Here is a 20,881-nt window from a genome sequence, read left to right on the forward strand (position 1 = left end):
AGTGCCGGATGGCGACGCTAGCGCATCTTATCCGGCCTACGTTGAATAGGCCGGATAAGACATGATGTTACTTGTTCAGTTCAGCCAGACTCAGCCAGGTCTGCACAACGGTGTCCGGGTTGAGCGACAGGCTGTCGATCCCTTCTTCCATCAACCAGGCCGCGAAGTCTTCGTGGTCAGATGGGCCCTGGCCACAAATACCCACGTATTTACCCTGTTTCTTAGCGGCACGAATCGCCATCGACAACAGTGCTTTCACCGCATCGTTACGCTCATCAAACAGTTCAGAAACCACGCCAGAGTCACGGTCCAGACCCAGCGCCAGTTGTGTCATGTCGTTAGACCCGATAGAGAAGCCATCGAAGTATTCGAGGAACTGTTCAGCCAGCAAGGCGTTGGATGGGATCTCACACATCATGATTACCTTCAGCCCGTTCTCACCGCGCTTCAGCCCCTGGCGTGCCAGCTCTTCCACCACCGCTTTCGCCTGGGCAACGGTACGAACAAACGGTACCATTACTTCGACGTTAGTCAGGCCCATATCGTTACGGACACGTTTTACGGCATCACATTCCAGCGCGAAACAGTCGCGGAAGCTATCGGCAACATAACGGCCCGCCCCACGGAAGCCCAGCATCGGGTTCTCTTCATGCGGTTCATAACGCTCACCGCCGACGAGGTTGGCATATTCGTTGGACTTAAAGTCAGACATACGCACGATGACGCGTTTTGGATAAAACGCCGCCCCCAGCGTCGCGATCCCTTCCGTCAGACGACCAATGTAGAATTCACGCGGAGAATCGAAACCTTTCATCATGGCGCGGATTTCATTTTGCAGCTCAGGCGTCTGGTCATCAAACTCCAGCAGAGCACGCGGGTGTACGCCAATCATACGGTTGATGATAAATTCCAGACGCGCCAGGCCGACACCTTCGTTTGGCAGACAAGCGAAGTCGAAAGCGCGGTCCGGGTTACCGACGTTCATCATCACCTTCAGCGGCAGATCCGGCATGGTCTCCACGCTGGAACTCTTCACGCTAAAGTCGAGCATGTCAGCGTAAACATAACCGGTGTCGCCTTCGGCACAGGAGACAGTAACCTTCTCACCATCTTTCATGCGCTCGGTCGCATCGCCACAGCCTACCACGGCCGGAATTCCCAGTTCACGGGCAATAATCGCCGCGTGACAGGTACGACCGCCACGGTTGGTGACAATCGCCGCTGCTTTCTTCATGATCGGTTCCCAGTCCGGGTCGGTCATGTCGGTAACCAGCACATCGCCTGGCTCGATACGGTTCATTTCGCTGATGTCCTGGATGACTTTGACCGGACCCGCGCCAATGCGGTGACCGATGGCACGACCTTCAGCAATAATTTTACCCTGCGCATGCAGCGTATAACGCTCCATCACCTGGCCGCGAGAACGTACGGTTTCCGGACGAGCCTGTACAATGAACAGCTTGCCGGTATGACCGTCTTTCGCCCATTCGATGTCCATCGGACGACCGTAATGCTTCTCGATCTGCACCGCCTGCTTGGCCAGTTCCTGCACTTCTTCGTTAGTCAGGGAGAAAACATCGCGTTGTTCCTGCGGCACATCTTCGATCGTTACCTGCTTACCGTGTTCCTGGGTCGGCGCGTAGATCATGCGGATTTTTTTCGAACCCATGGTGCGACGAACGATCGCCGGACGGTTAGCCGCCAGCGTTGGTTTATGCACGTAGAATTCATCCGGGTTAACCGCCCCCTGCACGACCATCTCGCCAAGGCCCCATGCAGAGGTGATAAACACCACCTGATCGAAACCGGATTCGGTATCGATGGAGAACATGACGCCGGAAGACGCGAGGTCTGAGCGCACCATCCGCTGAACGCCCGCAGAGAGCGCGACGCCGCGGTGATCATAGCCCTGATGAACACGATAGGAGATTGCGCGATCGTTAAACAGCGAGGCAAACACGTGTTTGATAGCAACCAGTACGGCATCAAATCCCTGGACGTTGAGGAACGTTTCCTGCTGGCCCGCGAATGACGCATCTGGCATATCTTCTGCTGTAGCGGAGGAACGCACGGCAAAAGAAGCATTGGCATCGTCCGCTGACAGCTGCGCGTAGGCATCGCGGACGGCATTTTCCAGTTCAGGCTGGAAAGGAGTGTCGATAATCCACTGGCGGATCTGTGCACCCGCTTTTGCAAGCTCGGTGACATCGTCAATATCCGTTTTATCCAGCAGCTCATAAATGCGCTGGTTTACGCCGCTTTGGTCCAGAAACTGGTTAAACGCATCGGCGGTCGTTGCAAAACCATTCGGTACGGAAACGCCCATACCTGAAAGGTTAGTAATCATTTCACCCAGGGAGGCATTTTTGCCCCCAACTCTGTCTACATCATTCATGCCGAGTTGGTTATACCAAAGCACCAGCGGTGACGAGCCATTGTTGGACATCGAACAATCCTTATATATGAACGAGGTTAGGAAACTCAATTTTGCGTAATTATCTTGGCATATTTACCTCAGCGAAAAAAACGGTGAATCGTTCAAGCAACTTTATTTTTTATTTTTTCAGATTCTTTCCGCATTTGCGCAAACCCGCGAACGGCACGGGATCACCACAAAATCAGTCGGTATAAACATTTGTTCCGAAAAATGAAATGTACTTTTCATTAAATATAAAAATACTGTTTCACTTTATAAAACTGATGCAGCAATATTCGCTTCTGACGAATTTTAATTTATGCTTTCAGAGAATTATGTCTGCCCCCAGGATGAGCAAAATGGATAATGCTGTTGATCGTCATGTATTTTATATTTCTGATGGCACAGCCATCACCGCAGAGGTATTGGGTCACGCGGTAATGTCGCAATTTCCGGTCACGATCAGCAGCATTACGCTGCCGTTTGTTGAAAATGAGAGTCGTGCGCGGGCGGTTAAAGACCAGATTGACGCCATTTATCAACAAACGGGTGTGCGTCCTCTGGTGTTCTACTCCATCGTGTTGCCGGAAATTCGCTCGATCATTTTACAAAGTGAAGGTTTTTGCCAGGACATCGTCCAGGCACTGGTCGCGCCGCTGCAACATGAGATGAAACTCGACCCCACGCCGATCGCACATCGCACGCACGGCCTGAATCCCGGCAACCTCAACAAGTACGATGCGCGTATTGCCGCCATTGATTATACCCTCGCGCACGACGACGGTATTTCGTTGCGCAACCTCGATCAGGCGCAGGTGATCCTGCTTGGCGTTTCTCGTTGCGGCAAAACTCCGACCAGTTTGTATCTGGCTATGCAGTTTGGTATCCGTGCGGCCAACTACCCCTTTATTGCCGATGATATGGATAATCTGGTGCTGCCCGCCTCTCTGAAGCCGTTGCAGCATAAATTATTCGGCCTGACCATCGACCCTGAGCGCCTGGCGGCGATCCGCGAAGAGCGCCGGGAGAACAGCCGGTACGCTTCGCTGCGCCAGTGCCGAATGGAAGTTGCTGAGGTAGAAGCGTTGTACCGAAAAAACCAGATCCCCTGGCTGAACAGTACCAATTACTCGGTAGAAGAGATTGCCACCAAGATCCTCGACATTATGGGGCTGAATCGCCGCATGTACTAGAATGCTAGTGCATTGGTTCGATTTTTTGTTATTATGCTCGCCACCAGGCAGGATGAGTGTGATATTGTGATGTACATCACTTCCCGGTAGTCCTGCCGTTGAAGCAACAAATTTCTGAGATAAGTAATGAACAGAACCGATGAACTCCGTACTGCGCGTATTGACAACCTGGTCACTCCAGCAGAGCTTGCGCAACGGCATCCTGTTTCGTCCTCCGTCGCCCGCCATGTTACGGATTCCCGACGCCGGATAGAAAAAATCTTGAATGGTGAAGATCCTCGCTTGCTGGTCATCGTTGGACCATGCTCGATTCACGATCTCGATGCCGCCATGGAATACGCCACGCGTTTGCAGGCACTGCGCACTAAACACCAGGCGCGTCTGGAAATCGTGATGCGTACCTATTTTGAAAAACCGCGTACCGTCGTGGGCTGGAAAGGCCTCATTTCCGACCCGGACTTGAATGGCAGCTATCGTGTAAATCATGGTATTGAGCTGGCACGTAAACTGCTGTTACAGGTCAACGAACTGGGTGTACCGACGGCCACTGAATTCCTCGATATGGTGACAGGTCAGTTTATTGCTGATCTGATCAGCTGGGGCGCAATTGGCGCACGCACCACAGAGAGCCAAATTCACCGTGAAATGGCTTCCGCGCTCTCCTGCCCTGTCGGGTTCAAAAACGGAACAGATGGCAACACGCGTATCGCCGTCGATGCTATTCGCGCGTCACGCGCCAGCCACATGTTCCTCTCACCGGATAAAACCGGGCAGATGACTATCTATCAGACCAGCGGCAATCCCTACGGTCATATCATCATGCGCGGTGGTAAAAAGCCGAACTACTCTGCCGAAGATATTGCCGCTGCCTGCGATACGCTGCATGAATTCTCTCTGCCGGAGCATCTGGTGGTGGATTTCAGCCATGGCAATTGCCAGAAGCAGCATCGCCGTCAGTTAGAAGTGTGCGATGACGTCTGTCAGCAGATTCGCGATGGTTCGACGGCAATAGCCGGGATCATGGCGGAAAGTTTCTTACGCGAAGGTACGCAAAAAATCGTCAGCGGCCAGCCACTGGTTTATGGTCAGTCAATCACCGATCCCTGCCTGAACTGGGAAGATACGGAACTGCTGGTCGAAAAACTCGCCGCGGCGGTAGACAGTCGATTCTAACATCATGCCCGGGCGGTGGTTTCGCCTGACCCGACCTAAGGTTCGTGCCCATCCAGGCCCGGTCAGCGTAATGCGACCGGGCTTTTTTAATGCAGCACAATCCCGCAAATTTGATCCCGTCACAATTATTTCACAAAAAGACTTGATGCAAATTCTCAGTTTATTGATAATGATTATCATTGTTACATTGATTGTTATTTTTAAACACTATGTCACGTATGGATAACACTACAGCAACGCCTGCAAAAGAAAAAACACCGCCTTCTGTCATGCCAAATGAGCGTCGAATTGACAGTAAAAGCCTGCTGGGTAAAGAAGGACGCGTGATCATAGAACATGATGGTCAGCATTACTTGCTGCGCCAGACCCAAGCCGGAAAACTCATTCTGACCAAATAAACAACACCTTTCGCCAGCCACCCAGGTGATACCCAGGCAGCCAGCGCTTTCGATTTCCTAATGGAGAGTTGCTATGCCATACCTGCACACTGCATCCCTGCGTCCCTCGCTATTGGCGCTGGCGATTGTCAGTAGCCTGCCCACTTTCGCGTATGCGGCGGTCGAAGATATGACCGTCACCGCCACCGGCAATGCCCGTAGTGCCTTTGAAGCACCGATGATGGTCAGCGTGATTGATGCCACCGCCCCGGAAAACCAGACCGCCAGTTCGGCAGCCGATCTGTTGCGGACGGTTCCGGGTCTGACCCTCGATGGCACGGGCCGCACCAACGGCCAGGACGTGAATCTGCGCGGCTATGACCGCCGCGGCGTTCTGGTGCTGGTTGACGGCGTTCGTCAGGGCACCGACACCGGACACCTGAACAGTACCTTCCTCGACCCGGCGCTTATCAAACGCATCGAAGTCGTGCGCGGCCCTTCTGCTCTGCTGTATGGCAGCGGTGCGCTCGGCGGCGTGATCGCCTATGACACTGCGGATGCCAAAGATCTGCTGGAAGCCGGACAAAACAGCGGTTACCGCGTGTTCGGTACTGCGGCAACCGGCGATCACAGCCTCGGTATGGGCGCCAGCGCATTTGGGCGTACCGATACGCTGGACGGACTGCTTGCATGGTCGAGTCGCGATCGCGGTGATTTGCGCCAGAGCGACGGCACTACAGCGCCAAACGATGAAGCGATCAACAATATGCTGGCGAAAGGCAGTTGGAAAATTGACAGCGCCCAGACGCTGGCAGGCTCGTTGCGCTACTACAACAATGACGCCCGTGAACCTAAGAACCCACAAACCAGCGCGGCGGATGCCACCAGCAACCCGATGACCGACCGTTCAACCATCCAGCGTGATGCGCAACTGACCTACACGCTCGCCCCTGTGGACAATGACTGGCTGAACGCTGATGCTCGCCTTTACTGGTCCGAGGCTCGCATTAATGCCCAGAATCCGGATGCGACTAATGAGTTTCGCAAACAAACGACCAAAGGCGGAAAAATTGATAACCGCGGCCGGTTGTTTACCGACTCCTTTGCTTCTCACCTGTTAACTTACGGTGGTGAGTACTATCGCCAGGAACAACGCCCCGGAGGTGCGACGACCGGTTTCCCTGAGGCAAAAATTGATTTTAGCTCCGGCTGGCTGCAGGATGAAATCACCCTGCGAGATCTGCCCGTAACATTGCTGGGTGGTACACGCTATGACTCATATCGCGGTAGCAGCGATGGTTACGCGGATGTCGATGCCGACAAATGGTCGTCCCGCGCAGGAATGACCGTTACGCCAGCCGACTGGCTGATGCTGTTCGGTTCATACGCTCAGGCCTTCCGTGCGCCGACCATGGGCGAGATGTATAACGATGCGAAACACTTCTCGATTGGTCGTTTCTACACTAACTACTGGGTGCCAAACCCTAACCTGCGTCCAGAAACCAACGAAACGCAGGAGTACGGATTTGGTCTGCGCTTTGACGATCTGCTGATGGCGAGCGATGCGCTCGAATTTAAAGCCAGCTATTTCGACACCAAAGCGAAAGATTACATCTCCACCAGCGTCGACTTTGCTGCCGCGACAACCATGTCCTATAACGTCCCCAACGCCAAAATCTGGGGCTGGGACGTGATGGCGAAGTACTCCGCCGATCTGTTCAGTCTCGATATGGCCTATAACCGCACACGCGGCAAAGATACTGACACGGGCGAATACATTTCCAGCATTAACCCGGATACCGTCACCAGCAAACTGAACATACCCGTGGCACACAGCGGTTTCTCAGTCGGCTGGATAGGCACGTTTGCGGACCGCTCCACGCATATCAGCAGCAGCTACGCTAAACAGCCCGGCTATGCCGTAAACGACTTTTACGTGAGCTATCAGGGCCAACAGGCACTGAAAGGTATGACCACCACGCTGGTGCTGGGCAACGCTTTTGATAAAGAGTATTGGTCGCCACAAGGCATCCCGCAGGATGGTCGCAATGGCAAAATTTTCGTGAGTTATCAGTGGTAATCACTTTTCCCCGGTTCGCCGGGGTAGCAATCTGGAAGGAAGAGACAATGAATCATTACACACGCTGGCTGGAACTGAAGAAAGAAAATCCCGGCAAATACGCACGCGACATTGCAGGATTGATGAATATTAGCGAAGCCGAACTGACCTTTGCGCGCGTCGGCCATGACGCCTGGCGCTTGCGTGGCGAAGTCCGCGAAATACTCGGCGCACTGGAAGCCGTAGGCGAAACCAAATGCATTTGTCGTAACGAATATGCGGTGCATGAACAGGTTGGCGCTTTTACCAATCAACACCTGAACGGTCATGCCGGACTGGTTCTTAATCCGCGCGCCCTCGACCTGCGCCTGTTCCTTAATCAGTGGGCAAGCGCTTTTCATATCAGTGAGACCACCGCCCACGGCGAGCGTCAGAGCATTCAGTTCTTTGACCATCAGGGGGATGCGCTGCTGAAAGTCTATGTCACACAGAATACCCTCGTTGAGGAATGGGCTGCGTTGCTGACCCGTTTCATCTTCGCTGAAAACCCGCCACTGGTACTGCAACCTGCCAACACTTCTGCGCCAGCCGTCATCACGGTCGATGCGCAGACTGTTGATCAAGAGTGGCGAGCGATGACCGATGTACATCAGTTCTTCGGTCTGCTGAAACGCCACGATCTCACCCGTCAACAGGCATTTAATCTGGTGGGCGACGATCTGGCCTGTAAAGTTTCTAATAGCGCACTGGCGCAGTTACTTGATACCGCGCGCCAGGATGGCAATGAAATTATGGTTTTCGTGGGTAATCGCGGCTGCGTACAGATTTTTACCGGCGTAATAGAAAAACTGGTGCCGATGAAAGGCTGGCTGAATATTTTCAACCCGACCTTTACCCTGCATCTGCTGGAAGAGTGTGTAGCCGAAACGTGGGTAACACGCAAACCGACCGCCGATGGCCACGTCACCAGTCTGGAACTGTTTGCTGCCGATGGCACGCAAATTGCCCAGCTTTATGGACAGCGTACGGAAGGGGAACCAGAGCAAACACAATGGCGAGCGCAGATCGATGCCTTAACGCCAAAAGGACTGGCCGCATGAAAAAACTGCTGGTCCTGATTGCGCTGCTGCCCATCGCAGCGCTGGCTGCTGACGAAGAACGCGTTGTGGCTCTCGGTGGCGACGTCACCGAAATTGTGTATGCGCTGGATGCGCAATCATCCCTCGTGGCACGTGACAGCACCAGTCAGTGGCCACAGGAAGCGACCCAATTACCCGATGTAGGCTATTTACGTCAGCTCAACGCCGAAGGTATCCTGGCTACCCGCCCTACTCTGGTGCTAGCCAGCGCACAAGCGCAGCCTTCTCTGGCCCTGAAGCAGGTCGAACACAGCAACGTCAGGGTTGTCACGGTCCCTGCCAGTAATACGCTTAGCGTGATTGATGAGAAAGTGCAGGTCATTGCGCAGGCGACACACCAGGAGGCTAAAGGCGAAGCCCTGCGCAACACATTACGCCAGGAACTCGCGGCATTACCCGCCACAAAGCTTGATAAACGCGTTCTGTTTATTCTCAATCATGGTGGAATGACCGCAATGGCTGCAGGACAGGATACGGGGGCTGATGCCGCTATTCGCGCAGCCGGCTTACGTAACGCAATGCAGGGTTTTAGCCGTTACCAGCCGTTATCACAAGAAGGCGTCATTGCCAGCCAGCCCGATCTGGTAGTGATTTCGCAGGACGGCGTTAAGGCGATGGGTGGCGAAGATAACCTGTGGGCGCTACCGGGACTTGCGCAAACGCCTGCCGGACGCAATAAGCAGGTACTGCAGATTGATGATATGGCATTACTGGGCTTCAGCGTTCGCACGCCACAGGCCATTTTGCAGCTACGCGCCAAAGCGGAGCAATTGCCCTGATGGCCCGACGAATCACCTGCTCGTTATGGACGCTGGCCTTTATGCTGGGTGTAATGACGATACTGGCGACCGGTTTTGGCGCGTTGCGCCTGCCGGTAAGCCTGCTCTGGCAGGACGGAGATGATGCTTTGCGTCAAATCTGGCTCACCATTCGGCTACCGCGCGTTCTGCTGGCGCTGGTGATTGGCGGCTCACTGGCACTGGCAGGTTGCGTCATGCAGGGATTGTTTCGCAACCCGCTTGCCGATCCAGGGCTACTGGGTATTAGCAGCGGTGCGGCCTGCGCTGTCGCCCTGTGGGTGGTGTTACCGGTCTCATTACCCGCGTTACTCATGCTGTATGCGCCAATGATGGCGGCATTTCTCGGTGCACTGGCTGCTACCGTGGTGATTTTTATCCTCAGCCAACAGCGTGACGGTTCGCTATCGCGTCTGTTGTTGGTCGGAATTGCCATCAACGCACTCTGCGGGGCGGCGGTTGGCGTTTTGTCGTGGGTCAGTAATGATGCGCAATTGCGCCAGTTGTCGTTGTGGGGGATGGGAAGTCTGGGAGCCGCGCAGTGGTCCACGCTACTGGCTGTCACGTCACTGACTATCCCGACGGTGCTGATCATCTGGCGTCTGGCTCCGGCGCTGAACCTGCTACAACTGGGTGAGGAGGAGGCGCATTATCTCGGCGTTGATGTTCGGATGATCCAACGTATTTTGTTGTTGTGCAGCGCATTACTCGTGGCCGCTGCTGTAGCGGTCAGCGGAGTCATTGGGTTCATCGGTTTGGTTGTTCCGCATTTAATGCGTATGTGGCTCGGATCAGACCATCGGGCCGTGATCCCCGGTTCCGTTCTGGCTGGCGCATTTTTACTACTGATTGCCGATACTCTCTCCCGCACCGCAGTTGCGCCTGCGGAAATGCCGGTCGGTCTGTTGACCAGTCTTCTCGGCGCACCGTGGTTTTTATGGCTTATTTTTCGTCAGCGAGGAGCGCATGGCTGAACATTTTATTGCCGAAGGACTTCACTATCGCCTTGCTGATCGCTCAGTAATTGACGACGTATCGCTCAAACTCGCTAAAGGTGAACTGGTCGCGTTAATCGGGCCGAATGGTGCGGGAAAATCCACCCTGCTACGTCTGTTGACCGGCTTTCTTAAACCGACTGCCGGACGCTGTTTGTTAGATGGCAAATCACTGGCTGACTGGAGTACGCAGTCGCTGTCACGCCATCGCGCGGTTATGCGTCAGCAAACGCAGGTAGGTTTTGACTGGCAGACAGAAGCCGTTATCGCGATGGGCCGTGCCCCCTGGTCCCAACATCCCGAGCACGAGCTTATCGCACAGGTAATGGCAGTCACCGGCTGCACACCGTTGGCGGGCAAGCAATACGCCGCGCTTTCCGGTGGCGAACAACAACGCGTTCAGTTAGCCCGTGCGCTGGCACAATTGTGGTGCAACGCCGGACCTCGCGGTTGGCTATTTCTCGACGAACCGACGTCAGCGTTAGATCTGTACCATCAGCAACATCTGCTGAGATTACTAAAGACACTCACCGCTTCAGGAGAATTGCATGTTTGCATCATCCTTCACGATCTCAATCTGGCAGCACTGTGGGCTGACCGGATCATACTGCTCCATCAAGGAAGCATTGTGTCTCAAGGGACGCCCGACGCCGTGTTACAGGCTGATGATCTGATACGCTGGTACGGTGCTCAGGTTCACGTTGGCCAACACCCGGCCAACGCATCCCCACAAGTTTTTCTCGCGCCTTAGCTCGAACAGCTCACCTCCAGCCGTTTGCCCCAGTCAGGTGGACGGCTGATATAATCATCATCCCGATCGATAAACGGCGTACGTAACGCAGCGTGTAACCGATGTAGTTCGGTATAATCACCCTGCTCTGCCTGGCTAATTGCCCGCTGTGCCAGCCAGTTACGTAGCACCATAGCCGGATTCTCCGTCTTCATCTGCGCTTGTCTGACTACGTCAGCCACATTGTCTTGTTGCAGGCGCGTGCGGTAACGAGTGAACCAGTCGTCAAATGCCGCACGGTCAATAAACTCATCGCGCAGTGGGGACAAGGTGCTGTGTTGCTCAGTTTGGCTGAGCATGCGGAACGTTCGCGTATAGTCGCTACCTTCCCGCGCCATCAGGCTAAACAGTTCGCTAAGGATTTCGTTATCGCTTTTCTGCTCACTAAAGAAACCCAGTTTTTGCCGCATTCGTTGCCCATAGCGGGTTAGCAAGGCCAGTTGATAACCGTCCAGCGCATCATTGAGCACATCAACCGGGATGAATGGCGACAGCGTCTGCGCCAGACGTTGTAGGTTCCACAAAGCTGCAGCAGGCTGATTATCAAAACTATAGCGCCCCTGATGATCAGAGTGGTTGCAGACAAAATCTGGCACGTAATCATCAAGGAAACCGAAGGGACCATAATCCATCGTCAGACCAAGAATCGACATGTTGTCCGTGTTCATCACCCCATGCGCAAAGCCTACGGCTTGCCAGTCGGCCATTAACGTCGCGGTACGTGTAACAACATCCGTAAACCACAACTGATACTTATTTGCCTCTTCCTGCCATTGTGGCCAGTAATGACGGATCGCAAAGTCAGCAAGCTGACGTACTTTTTCCGGTTCACGACGATAATAAAAGTGCTCAAAATGGCCAAAACGCATATGGCTTTGTGCCACGCGAATGAGCATCGCGCCTGCTTCAGTGGTCTCTCGCTGCACCGGAGTCTCGCTGGTGACAATCGACAAGGCCCGGGTTGTAGGTATCCCCAAATAATGCATGGCTTCACTGGCCAGGCTCTCTCTAATCGTCGAGCGCAGCACAGCGCGCCCATCCCCCATGCGGGAATAAGGCGTTAATCCAGCGCCTTTCAGATGCCAGTCAAATGTTGAACCATCCGCAAGTTGTTGTTCGCCCAGCAGGATCCCGCGGCCATCGCCAAGCTGCCCAGCCCAGACACCGAACTGATGCCCGCTATAAACTTGCGCCAAAGGCGACATCCCAGGTAATAGCGATTCGCCCCCCCATACACCTGCCCCATCAGAAACATCAAACAACGCAGCTGGAATACCCAATTGCGCAGCCAGAGCATCGTTATGCCAGATGATGCGCGCGTTTTTCAGGGGGGTGGGCGAAAGAGCGGTATAGGTTGCTGGTAATTCATCACGCCAGCGCGTAGTAAAAGACAGGGTCATAGGGCCTCCTGTCTCTAGTGTAGACTGTTAATAGCCTGTTAAACACCAGCAAATAAAAGGGTTATCATTTTACCAGTGAAATAATCTTTGCCGGTGATACCGCCGGCCACAGTCCCCCTTGCATCGCGCTGAATCCCAAAGGTAATACCCGCGTCAGCATCTCTTGTGTATCAATACCGCTAATGATGATGGATTCGCAGCAGGGAGATAATTGCGCCAGAATAGCCCGCATAAACGGCTCAAACGAAATATGTGTAATCCGTTGTTGAACAAAGTTTTTATCCAGCACGACCCGTTTGAAAAGACCATCAAAAATTGCCCGCGTGGATATGCCCCCGGCACCGTAGTTTGTCAGTATTAATGGGAATCGCGCAGCCAGAGCCGCCAGCGTGGGATTTTCTTTGCCACTGTTTAACTCTGGATAACTTTCATTAATCGTCAGTTCAATAAATGAAAATCGTTCAACACGTGAAGCATATTCAGCGTCTGATAATAAAGTATTAGCGACCGCTGGCGTTAAATTAATCCAGGCCGGAATTTTGCGTTGAATAAAAAAGTGTTGGCACGTTTCGATTAATTCCAGCTTCTCGGCAAATAAGCGGCATTGCTCGTCGTCTGACATCCGGGGCATAACCAGCTCTGTTGGCATGTGTACGTCGCCATCCGGGCTGACAAAGTTTGTAACAATATCGACGAACTCAAGGTCACCTTTTTCACTTCGTGCAGGAAGAAAAGAGAACTCTGAATGATAAAGATAATCCAGTGAAACAATCATTGTGCCAGCCCCTCTGCATGGGTGTAATCCGGCATCCTGTAGCAAAGGATGGAAAAATACGTTGCTGCTGATACAAATTGAGGCCCTTTCATTTTTCCCTTTTTAGCCAGTAAATCGAATCCTTTTTTTTTAGCTTATCCTGATTATAAACGAATATCCAGCCTTGCACTTTTTAATATCTCGGGATAAATCATATTTTTAGCAAGATACGCTCTTAATGTTCAGGGTTATAGACCGACAAACAGCAGAAGTGAAAGTTGACATTTAAAATGCGGATGACGAGAAAGCCGCGAGCCGATCTCGTCACCCGCAATGATTAAATTCGGCGCGCCTGCCAAAAGTTTTTACGCCAGTAGACGTTATCCAGCGAAGAACGCATCACTCCGCGACTGGTTGAAGCATGGATAAATTGATTATTGGTATCGTAAATCCCGACATGCAGACCACTTTCACCGGAACCCGTTTTAAAGAAAACCAGATCGCCGGGTAGCAAATCATCTTTATCGATCTCAGTACCAATCTTTGATTGCGTACGCGTGTCGCGCGGGAGTTGCAGATCGAATTTGTCACGCATTGTCATCAACACAAATCCCGAACAATCCACCCCGCTACGGCTCATACCACCATAGCGATAGGGAGTACCATGCCAGGTTTGCAACTGATCGTTAAGACCTGCGATAACGGCGATAGAGTCCGACAGTCGGGCATTTGGCGCAGGAGCACGATGGCTGCTGCACCCCGCCAAAAACAATGCTGTGATGAAAAGGAGCCAAAAGCGCATTCAGGACGAATCCTCTGATTTTTATTTTTGTGTCAATTTAGCGTGGAAATTATGTGATTTTCAAGAACCCATTTAACTTAAGTGGTTGATATGAGCATTCTGTGGCCTTCAATATCCAGGCGACGGAAATTTACACCGTAGGCTAACGACAGATTGGCTGGCGTTAGCACCACATCACGCGCACCGCTCGCCAGCAGCTTTCCGCGCTTGAGCAACCACGCCTTGTGCGCATGGCGTAGCGTATGGTTAAGATCATGACTGCTCATCACAATGGCGATTCCCTGCAGACACAGCTGGCTCAACAATCTGTCCAGCGCGTTTTGTTGCGCCACGTCCAGGCTATTCATCGGCTCATCCAGCAACAAAAGTTGCCCATGCGGATTAGACTGGGGGCTCATTTGCAGGATGACGGCCGCCAGACGCACACGTTGCCATTCACCCCCTGAAAGCTGATTAACACCACGTCCTAGTTTATCTCCCAGCCCAAGCGCATCAGCCACCTCCTGCAGCAGGTCTGTTCGCGCTTTATCAGGCTGATGCAGCGTCAGAAAATGCCAGACCGGCATCGCAAAAGGCGGATTTTGCTGTTGCGCAAGATAAGCACGATATTGCGCCAGCTTCGCTGCCGGCCAGTCACCGAGGGGTGTATCACCAAAGGTGATGCTCCCCTCTCCGGTCGTCAGTCCCGCCATTCGCGCCAACAACGTACTTTTCCCCGCGCCGTTGGGGCCCACTAAATGCAGGATCTCTCCTGCTTTAATTTCACCAGATAGCGGGCCGAGTCTGGTCGATTCCGCAACATCCTGTAGCAGCATTAATCGGGACATTAGTTGGCCAATGCAGTCTTTATAGCGTGTACAAGAACCGGGTCCTCAGGCGTCATATCAGGTGAATAACGCTGCAGCACCTGTCCATCCCGACCGACTAAGAACTTCTCGAAGTTCCACAGAATATCGTCCGGGTAGAGCGGTGCCCGGCCTTTACTCGCCATACGCGCATAAAATCCGCTATCTGCAGGTGCAACCGCAGTGGGTGCCGCATCAATCAGCTTCTGATACAACGGATGGCGGGCTTCGCCATTGACATCAATCTTACTGAACATCGGGAAGGTAACGCCCCAGGTTGTGCTGCAATACGTCTTAATCTCGTCTTCACTGCCGGGCTCCTGCCCCAGAAACTGGTTGCAGGGGAATCCCAGAACGGTGAAACCCTGCCCATGCCAGGTTTTCTGCAGGTTTTCCAGTTGCTCATACTGCGGCGTTAACCCACATTTTGAGGCTACGTTGACGATTAACAGTACATTTCCGGCATACGCCTGCAATGAGGTCGCCTCGCCGTCGATGGTTGTCACTTCCGTATTAAAAAGCGTGTTTTGCATAGCATCTCCAGAACAACAGGTGAATAGTGGGATGACCCTGTTCAGCTTTTAAGCATAGACCGAACCTGCGCTTTCTAGCGCGCAGCTTTTAACAATAACCAGATAAATACCGGTGCGCCCATCGTGGCCGTCACCACGCCAATGGGTAATTCAGCCGATGCCAGTACCAGACGTGCGACAACATCAGCAAACAGTAGTGCAATTGCCCCCGCCAGCGCACACCCAGGGAGTAAAACGCGGTGATCGGTTAATCCACACAGTCGCAGAATATGAGGGATTACCAGCCCGATAAAACCAATTGCCCCTGCCAGCGCCACGCTCACACCAACCATCCATCCCGTGGCAACCACCAGCAAGTTGCGCCAGAACCATAAAGGCAGCCCCAGCTGGCGCGCGGAGGTTTCCCCCAGCGCCAGCATATTCATCGGCTGTGACTGACAGCAGATCCACACCAGCACCGGAATCAATGCCACCATGAGCCAGGCCTGATGCCAGTCTACGCCGCCGAAGCCCCCCATCATCCAGTACATCAACTGTCGAAGATCAAAAGAGGTGGAAAAATAGATAGCCCAGGTCATCAGCGCGCTGCAGATAATCCCCAGCGCCACGCCGGCCAACAGCAAACGACTGGTCGATAAATGTCGGCGGGCAAAACGAAGAAGAATGAGGGTGATAATCAGCGCGCCAGCAATGGCGCATAGGCCCAATGCCCAGCCGGGCAATCGCCCTTGCCCCAACAGCACAGCCGCAATAAGCCCTACCCCCGCGCCATTAGACACGCCGAGTAAACCAGGCTCCGCGAGCGGGTTTTCAAACAGCGCCTGCATCACCGCGCCAGCCAGGGCCAGTGCGGCGCCTACCAGCAATACGGCAAGTGTACGGGGCAGTCGAATTTGCCAGACGAACAGATCGCCGCGAGCGCTAAACCAATCGCCGGGAGCAATCCACTGTTCTCCTGCGCATAAACTTATCATGGTTGCCAGCAGCATTAGCACTGACAGAGACAGTATCCAGCGCACGTTTCGTCGCTGCTGTTGATGGGCGAAAGTCAGCATGTTTTCCATTCTGCTGAAAAAAGATGGGGAGATTCTACGGTGCTGATTCAGTAGTGAAAAGGAAAAAGGCCGCATAGCGGCCTTTTTAGTTATACGCGTCATACTTTGCGTATCGTTAAATCACTCTTCTTTGGGCGTTGCGTTTTCAACCCGGCTTTTTAACTTCTGCCCGGGTCTGAAGGTCACCACGCGCCGTGCTGTAATGGGAATATCTTCGCCCGTTTTCGGGTTACGTCCCGGACGTTGATTCTTATCACGCAGATCGAAGTTACCAAAACCAGAGAGTTTTACCTGCTCACCGTTTTCCAGAGCACGACGGATCTCTTCGAAAAACAGCTCGACCAGTTCTTTGGCATCCCGCTTGCTAAGCCCAAGCTTATCAAACAGATATTCTGACATTTCAGCTTTTGTAAGCGCCATAGGTTCAATCCCTCAATGATGCCTGGAATCGCTCTTTTAATGCCTCTACACATTTGGCGACGGTAGCGGCAATCTCCTCTTCTTCAAGTGTACGGCTGGTATCCTGAAGGATCAGGCTGATAGCGAGGCTCTTATAACCCTCCGCAACACCCTTACCGCGGTACACGTCAAACAAGTTTACGCCAACTACCTGATTTACGCCAACTTTCTTACATTCGGATAAAATATCCGCTGCGGGAACGTTTTCTGCCACAACAACGGCGATGTCACGGCGGTTCGCCGGGAAGCGAGAAACTTCACGCGCCTGAGGCACCACGCGGTCTGCGAGCTTATTCCACTCCAGTTCGAACACCAGAGTGCGACCGTTCAGATCCAGTTTACGTTCCAGTTCAGGATGAACAACCCCAATGAAACCAATACGTTCACCTTTCAGATAAATCGCCGCAGACTGACCCGGATGCAGGGCTGGATTCGCTTCAGCTTTGAACTGGATGTCCGCCAGTTTGCCTGTCAGGTCGAGAACCGCTTCCAGATCGCCCTTCAGATCATAGAAATCAACCGTCTCTTTCGCCAGATTCCAGTGTTCATCATGACGGTTACCGCAGATAACGCCCGCCAGCATCAGATCCTGACGGATCCCGAGGTTAGCCTGCGTATCCGGTACAAAACGCAAACCTGTTTCAAAAATACGCACACGGTTTTGCTGACGGTTTTGGTTATAAACCACCGTGGACAGCAAACCGGTCCACAGAGACAGACGCATTGCTGACATATCGATAGAGATTGGGCTTGGCAGCAGCAGCGCCTCTTCACCCGGATGCAGCAGCGACTGGACTTTCGGGTCGACGAAGCTGTAGGTAATAACTTCCTGGTAGCCTTTGTCATTCAGCATGGTTTTTACACGTTTCAGCGATAAATCCGCTTCTCGATGCTCACCCATGATAAGTCCTGCCTGAATTGGGGTATTCGGGATATTGTCGTAGCCGTATACGCGGGCGACTTCTTCGACCAGGTCTTCTTCGATTTCCATATCGAAACGCCAGCTCGGCGCGGCAGCCTTCCACTCATCCTGCCCTTCCGTCACGTCACAACCCAGACGACGCAGAATGTCGCTCACCTGCTCATCCGCAATATGATGTCCGATCAGACGATCCAGTTTGCTACGACGAAGCGTAATGGTTGCGCGTTTTGGCAGCGTGTCTTCGTTCGTCACGTCAATGACTGGACCCGCTTCGCCACCGCAGATATCGATCAGCAGGCGCGTTGCACGTTCCATGGCCTTATGTTGCAGAGCCGGATCAACACCACGCTCATAGCGGTGAGAAGCATCGGTGTGCAGACCGTGACGACGTGCGCGACCGGTAATAGACAGCGGGCTGAAGAATGCACATTCCAGCAGGACGTTTTGCGTTTCATCATTCACGCCGGAATGTTCGCCACCAAAGATGCCGCCCATCGCCAGCGCTTTGTTATGGTCCGCAATCACCAGCGTATCCGCATTCAGCTTCGCTTCGCTGCCATCCAGCAATACCAGGGTTTCACCCTCTTTTGCCATACGGACAACAATTCCGCCTTCAATGCGGTCTTTGTCGAATGCGTGCATCGGCTGGCCCAGTTCGAGCAGCACATAGTTAGTCACGTCAACCACGGCATCGATTGAACGAATACCGCAACGACGCAGTTTTTCTTTCATCCACAGCGGTGTCGGCGCTTTAACATTGATGCCTTTAACCACGCGGCCCAGATAGCGAGGGCAGGCTTCTACGGCTTCGACCTGAATCGGCAGGACGTCGCTAATGGTTGCCACTACAGGCGCGATTTCCGGCTCAACCAGCGGAGCTTTGTTCAGCACAGCAACATCACGTGCGACACCGATAATGCCTAAGCAGTCGGCGCGGTTCGGCGTGACGCTAATTTCGATAGTGTTGTCGTCAAGCTTAAGGTATTCACGGATATCGGTGCCAATTGGCGCATCGGCAGGCAGTTCGATAATCCCGTTATGATCGTCGGAAATACCCAGCTCAGAGAATGAGCACAGCATACCTTCAGACGGCTCACCGCGCAGTTTTGCGGCTTTGATTTTGAAATCGCCCGGCAGAACGGCACCCACGGTTGCCACGGCCACTTTCAGCCCCTGACGGCAGTTTGGCGCACCGCAGACGATATCCAGCAGACGGTCGCCACCTACATTCACTTTGGTGACACGCAGTTTGTCAGCGTTCGGGTGCTGAGCGCACTCAACCACTTCGCCCACCACAACGCCGTTGAACGCGCCGGAAACAGGTTCCACACCGTCAACTTCCAGACCCGCCATCGTGATTTGGTTTGACAGCGCATCGCTATCAATCGCCGGGTTTACCCATTCGCGTAACCACAGTTCACTGAATTTCATTGTATTACCCTGCCTTTATTTAAACTGTTTGAGGAAACGCAGATCGTTTTCGAAGAAAGAACGCAGATCGGTAACGCCATACCGCAGCATGGTCAGACGCTCCATCCCCATTCCGAAGGCAAAACCGGAGTAGATTTCCGGATCGATGCCGACGTTACGCAGCACGTTCGGGTGAACCATTCCGCAGCCCAGTACTTCCAGCCATTTTCCGTTTTTGCCCATGACGTCAACTTCCGCAGAAGGTTCAGTGAACGGGAAGTAAGAAGGACGGAAACGAACCTGCAGGTCTTCTTCAAAGAAGTTGCGCAGGAAATCGTGCAGCGTACCTTTCAGGTTGGTGAAGTTGATATTGGTATCAACAATCAGCCCTTCCATCTGATGGAACATCGGGGTGTGAGTCTGATCGTAGTCGTTACGATAAACGCGGCCCGGGGCGATAATACGGATCGGCGGCTGTTTTTCCTTCATGGTGCGGATCTGCACGCCGGAAGTCTGTGTGCGCAGCAGACGCGTTGCATCAAACCAGAAAGTGTCGTGGTCAGCGCGCGCCGGGTGATGGCCAGGAATGTTCAGCGCATCGAAGTTGTGATAGTCATCTTCGATTTCCGGACCAGTCGCCACGGTAAAGCCCAGCTCACCGAAGAAACTTTCAATACGGTCGATAGTACGCGTTACCGGGTGGAGTCCACCATTTTCGATACGGCGTCCCGGCAGGGAGATATCGATAGTTTCTTCAGCCAGGCGCGCGTTCAGCGCGGCACTTTCTAATTCGGCTTTACGCGCGTTCAGCGCTTGCTGTACCTGCTCTTTGGCTTCATTGATTACCGCACCTGCTGCCGGGCGCTCTTCCGGTGGCAGCTCGCGCAGGGTTGTCATCTGAAGGGTCAGGTGCCCTTTCTTGCCCAAATATTCGACGCGGACATTGTCTAACGCGGCAACATCTGAAGCCTGGTTAATGGCGGCCGTTGCACTGGCAACCAGCTCTGCGAGATGTGACATGGTTTTCCTCGTTATGTTGCGATATTCACTAGTCGCTCGTATATACGCAAAATCATTCAAGTTGTATCAACGCTGCAAAAGAGCGAATGCAGCCAATACAGAGACAACTTGAAGGATGACGCGTATAAAAAAAGCCTCCACCAGGGAGGCTTTTAGGCGCTGTTTTCCGTTTCTTCTTTCACGCGCAAGCCTCCTGATTTCAGGTGCTAAAGTAAAAGAAGAAGCGGAAAATAGCAGCATTCATGCTTGCGTTACCTTGTGTGGTAAAAACCGGACAACCTTTATTGAAAAGGCTTACGGATAAATTGTCAACTAATTGATTGCACTACAAATAAAAGAGAGGGAGCCAGGCTCCCTCTTTTCACCGGCTTATGCCAGAGCTGCTTTCGCTTTTTCGACCAGAGCGGTGAACGCTACTTTGTCGAATACTGCGATGTCAGCCAGGATCTTACGGTCGATTTCAACAGAGGCTTTTTTCAGGCCGTTGATGAATTTGCTGTAAGAAATACCGTTCTGACGTGCTGCTGCGTTGATACGCGCAATCCACAGTTGACGGAACTGACGCTTCTTCTGACGACGGTCACGATAAGCGTACTGACCAGCTTTGATAACAGCCTGGAAGGCAACGCGGTATACGCGAGAACGCGCACCGTAGTAGCCTTTAGCTTGTTTCAAAATTTTCTTGTGACGTGCACGGGCAACTACACCACGTTTTACGCGAGCCATATGTGCTCTCCTGTCT

Annotated in this window: 20 protein-coding genes and 1 other annotated feature; of the genes, 8 read left to right on the forward strand and 12 right to left on the reverse strand. The window is 53.1% G+C overall.

Annotated elements, in window-relative coordinates; genetic code table 11:
* Window positions 1–67: 67 nt before the first annotated feature.
* Window positions 68–2,446: a phosphoenolpyruvate synthase gene (gene ppsA / locus HV041_RS10335; RefSeq protein ID WP_048211860.1), complete on the reverse strand. Its 2,379-nt coding sequence runs from the start codon at window positions 2,444–2,446 to the stop codon at window positions 68–70.
* A gap of 329 nt (window positions 2,447–2,775) precedes the next feature.
* On the opposite strand from ppsA, the gene ppsR reads away from it, so the two are divergent.
* The 8 genes from ppsR to HV041_RS10375 all read left to right on the forward strand — a co-directional run bounded on the left by ppsR (window position 2,776) and on the right by HV041_RS10375 (window position 10,900).
* On the forward strand, window positions 2,776–3,609 hold the full coding sequence (gene ppsR / locus HV041_RS10340) for a posphoenolpyruvate synthetase regulatory kinase/phosphorylase PpsR (RefSeq protein ID WP_003030553.1): 834 nt from the start codon (window positions 2,776–2,778) through the stop codon (window positions 3,607–3,609).
* Between the two features lie 126 nt (window positions 3,610–3,735).
* Window positions 3,736–4,782, forward strand: a complete 1,047-nt coding sequence (aroH, locus tag HV041_RS10345; protein WP_048211861.1) for a 3-deoxy-7-phosphoheptulonate synthase AroH — start codon at window positions 3,736–3,738, stop codon at window positions 4,780–4,782.
* 209 nt (window positions 4,783–4,991) lie between these two features.
* Window positions 4,992–5,180 carry a hemin uptake protein HemP gene (gene hemP, locus HV041_RS10350; RefSeq protein ID WP_048211862.1) on the forward strand — a complete coding sequence of 63 codons (189 nt, stop codon included), beginning with the start codon at window positions 4,992–4,994 and terminating at the stop codon, window positions 5,178–5,180.
* A 73-nt stretch (window positions 5,181–5,253) separates the two neighbouring features.
* Window positions 5,254–7,239 carry a TonB-dependent hemoglobin/transferrin/lactoferrin family receptor gene (locus tag HV041_RS10355; protein ID WP_121584557.1) on the forward strand — a complete coding sequence of 662 codons (1,986 nt, stop codon included), beginning with the start codon at window positions 5,254–5,256 and terminating at the stop codon, window positions 7,237–7,239.
* Between the two features lie 47 nt (window positions 7,240–7,286).
* Window positions 7,287–8,318, forward strand: a complete 1,032-nt coding sequence (chuS, locus tag HV041_RS10360; protein WP_121584556.1) for a hematinate-forming heme oxygenase ChuS — start codon at window positions 7,287–7,289, stop codon at window positions 8,316–8,318.
* Window positions 8,315–9,136, forward strand: a complete 822-nt coding sequence (locus tag HV041_RS10365; protein WP_061067791.1) for a hemin ABC transporter substrate-binding protein — start codon at window positions 8,315–8,317, stop codon at window positions 9,134–9,136. Before chuS ends, HV041_RS10365 begins: the two co-directional genes overlap by 4 nt.
* Complete coding sequence (locus HV041_RS10370; RefSeq protein ID WP_048211866.1) at window positions 9,136–10,128, forward strand: iron ABC transporter permease; 993 nt, start codon at window positions 9,136–9,138, stop codon at window positions 10,126–10,128. The genes HV041_RS10365 and HV041_RS10370 overlap by 1 nt, the downstream gene beginning before the upstream one ends.
* A complete protein-coding gene (locus HV041_RS10375; RefSeq protein WP_115643483.1) occupies window positions 10,121–10,900 on the forward strand; it encodes a heme ABC transporter ATP-binding protein in 780 nt (259 codons plus the stop codon). The genes HV041_RS10370 and HV041_RS10375 overlap by 8 nt, the downstream gene beginning before the upstream one ends.
* Here HV041_RS10375 and selO read toward each other — a convergent pair.
* The 11 genes from selO to rplT form a co-directional block, all read right to left on the reverse strand.
* Complete coding sequence (gene selO, locus HV041_RS10380) at window positions 10,897–12,339, reverse strand: protein adenylyltransferase SelO (RefSeq protein WP_182294213.1); 1,443 nt, start codon at window positions 12,337–12,339, stop codon at window positions 10,897–10,899. The two genes, HV041_RS10375 and selO, sit on opposite strands and share 4 nt — an antisense overlap.
* Before the next feature lie 64 nt (window positions 12,340–12,403).
* Window positions 12,404–13,114, reverse strand: coding sequence for an EAL domain-containing protein (locus HV041_RS10385; protein WP_048211869.1), 711 nt, complete (start codon window positions 13,112–13,114; stop codon window positions 12,404–12,406).
* Between the two features lie 316 nt (window positions 13,115–13,430).
* A complete protein-coding gene (locus HV041_RS10390) occupies window positions 13,431–13,895 on the reverse strand; it encodes an NlpC/P60 family protein (protein WP_003832591.1) in 465 nt (154 codons plus the stop codon).
* A gap of 77 nt (window positions 13,896–13,972) precedes the next feature.
* Window positions 13,973–14,722, reverse strand: a complete 750-nt coding sequence (gene btuD / locus HV041_RS10395) for a vitamin B12 ABC transporter ATP-binding protein BtuD (RefSeq protein ID WP_115602132.1) — start codon at window positions 14,720–14,722, stop codon at window positions 13,973–13,975.
* On the reverse strand, window positions 14,722–15,273 hold the full coding sequence (locus HV041_RS10400) for a glutathione peroxidase (RefSeq protein WP_048211871.1): 552 nt from the start codon (window positions 15,271–15,273) through the stop codon (window positions 14,722–14,724). Before HV041_RS10400 ends, btuD begins: the two co-directional genes overlap by 1 nt.
* A 74-nt stretch (window positions 15,274–15,347) precedes the next feature.
* Window positions 15,348–16,328 carry a vitamin B12 ABC transporter permease BtuC gene (gene btuC, locus HV041_RS10405; protein ID WP_101741707.1) on the reverse strand — a complete coding sequence of 327 codons (981 nt, stop codon included), beginning with the start codon at window positions 16,326–16,328 and terminating at the stop codon, window positions 15,348–15,350.
* A gap of 120 nt (window positions 16,329–16,448) precedes the next feature.
* Complete coding sequence (gene ihfA / locus HV041_RS10410) at window positions 16,449–16,748, reverse strand: integration host factor subunit alpha (RefSeq protein WP_003030571.1); 300 nt, start codon at window positions 16,746–16,748, stop codon at window positions 16,449–16,451.
* Window positions 16,749–16,752: 4 nt separating this feature from the next.
* Window positions 16,753–19,140: a phenylalanine--tRNA ligase subunit beta gene (pheT, locus tag HV041_RS10415; protein ID WP_121584555.1), complete on the reverse strand. Its 2,388-nt coding sequence runs from the start codon at window positions 19,138–19,140 to the stop codon at window positions 16,753–16,755.
* A 15-nt stretch (window positions 19,141–19,155) separates the two neighbouring features.
* Window positions 19,156–20,139 (reverse strand): phenylalanine--tRNA ligase subunit alpha, encoded by a 984-nt coding sequence (gene pheS / locus HV041_RS10420; protein WP_003832580.1) that lies wholly within the window; start codon window positions 20,137–20,139, stop codon window positions 19,156–19,158.
* A 124-nt stretch (window positions 20,140–20,263) separates the two neighbouring features.
* Window positions 20,264–20,388, reverse strand: a sequence feature (Phe leader region).
* Window positions 20,339–20,383, reverse strand: coding sequence for a pheST operon leader peptide PheM (gene pheM / locus HV041_RS10425; protein ID WP_001386830.1), 45 nt, complete (start codon window positions 20,381–20,383; stop codon window positions 20,339–20,341). (Overlaps the previous feature by 45 nt.)
* Window positions 20,389–20,508: 120 nt before the next feature.
* Window positions 20,509–20,865, reverse strand: a complete 357-nt coding sequence (rplT, locus tag HV041_RS10430) for a 50S ribosomal protein L20 (RefSeq protein WP_003030578.1) — start codon at window positions 20,863–20,865, stop codon at window positions 20,509–20,511.
* Window positions 20,866–20,881: the final 16 nt, after the last annotated feature.

Source organism: Citrobacter sp. RHBSTW-00029 (assembly GCF_014104295.1).
Lineage (GTDB): Bacteria > Pseudomonadota > Gammaproteobacteria > Enterobacterales > Enterobacteriaceae > Citrobacter > Citrobacter youngae.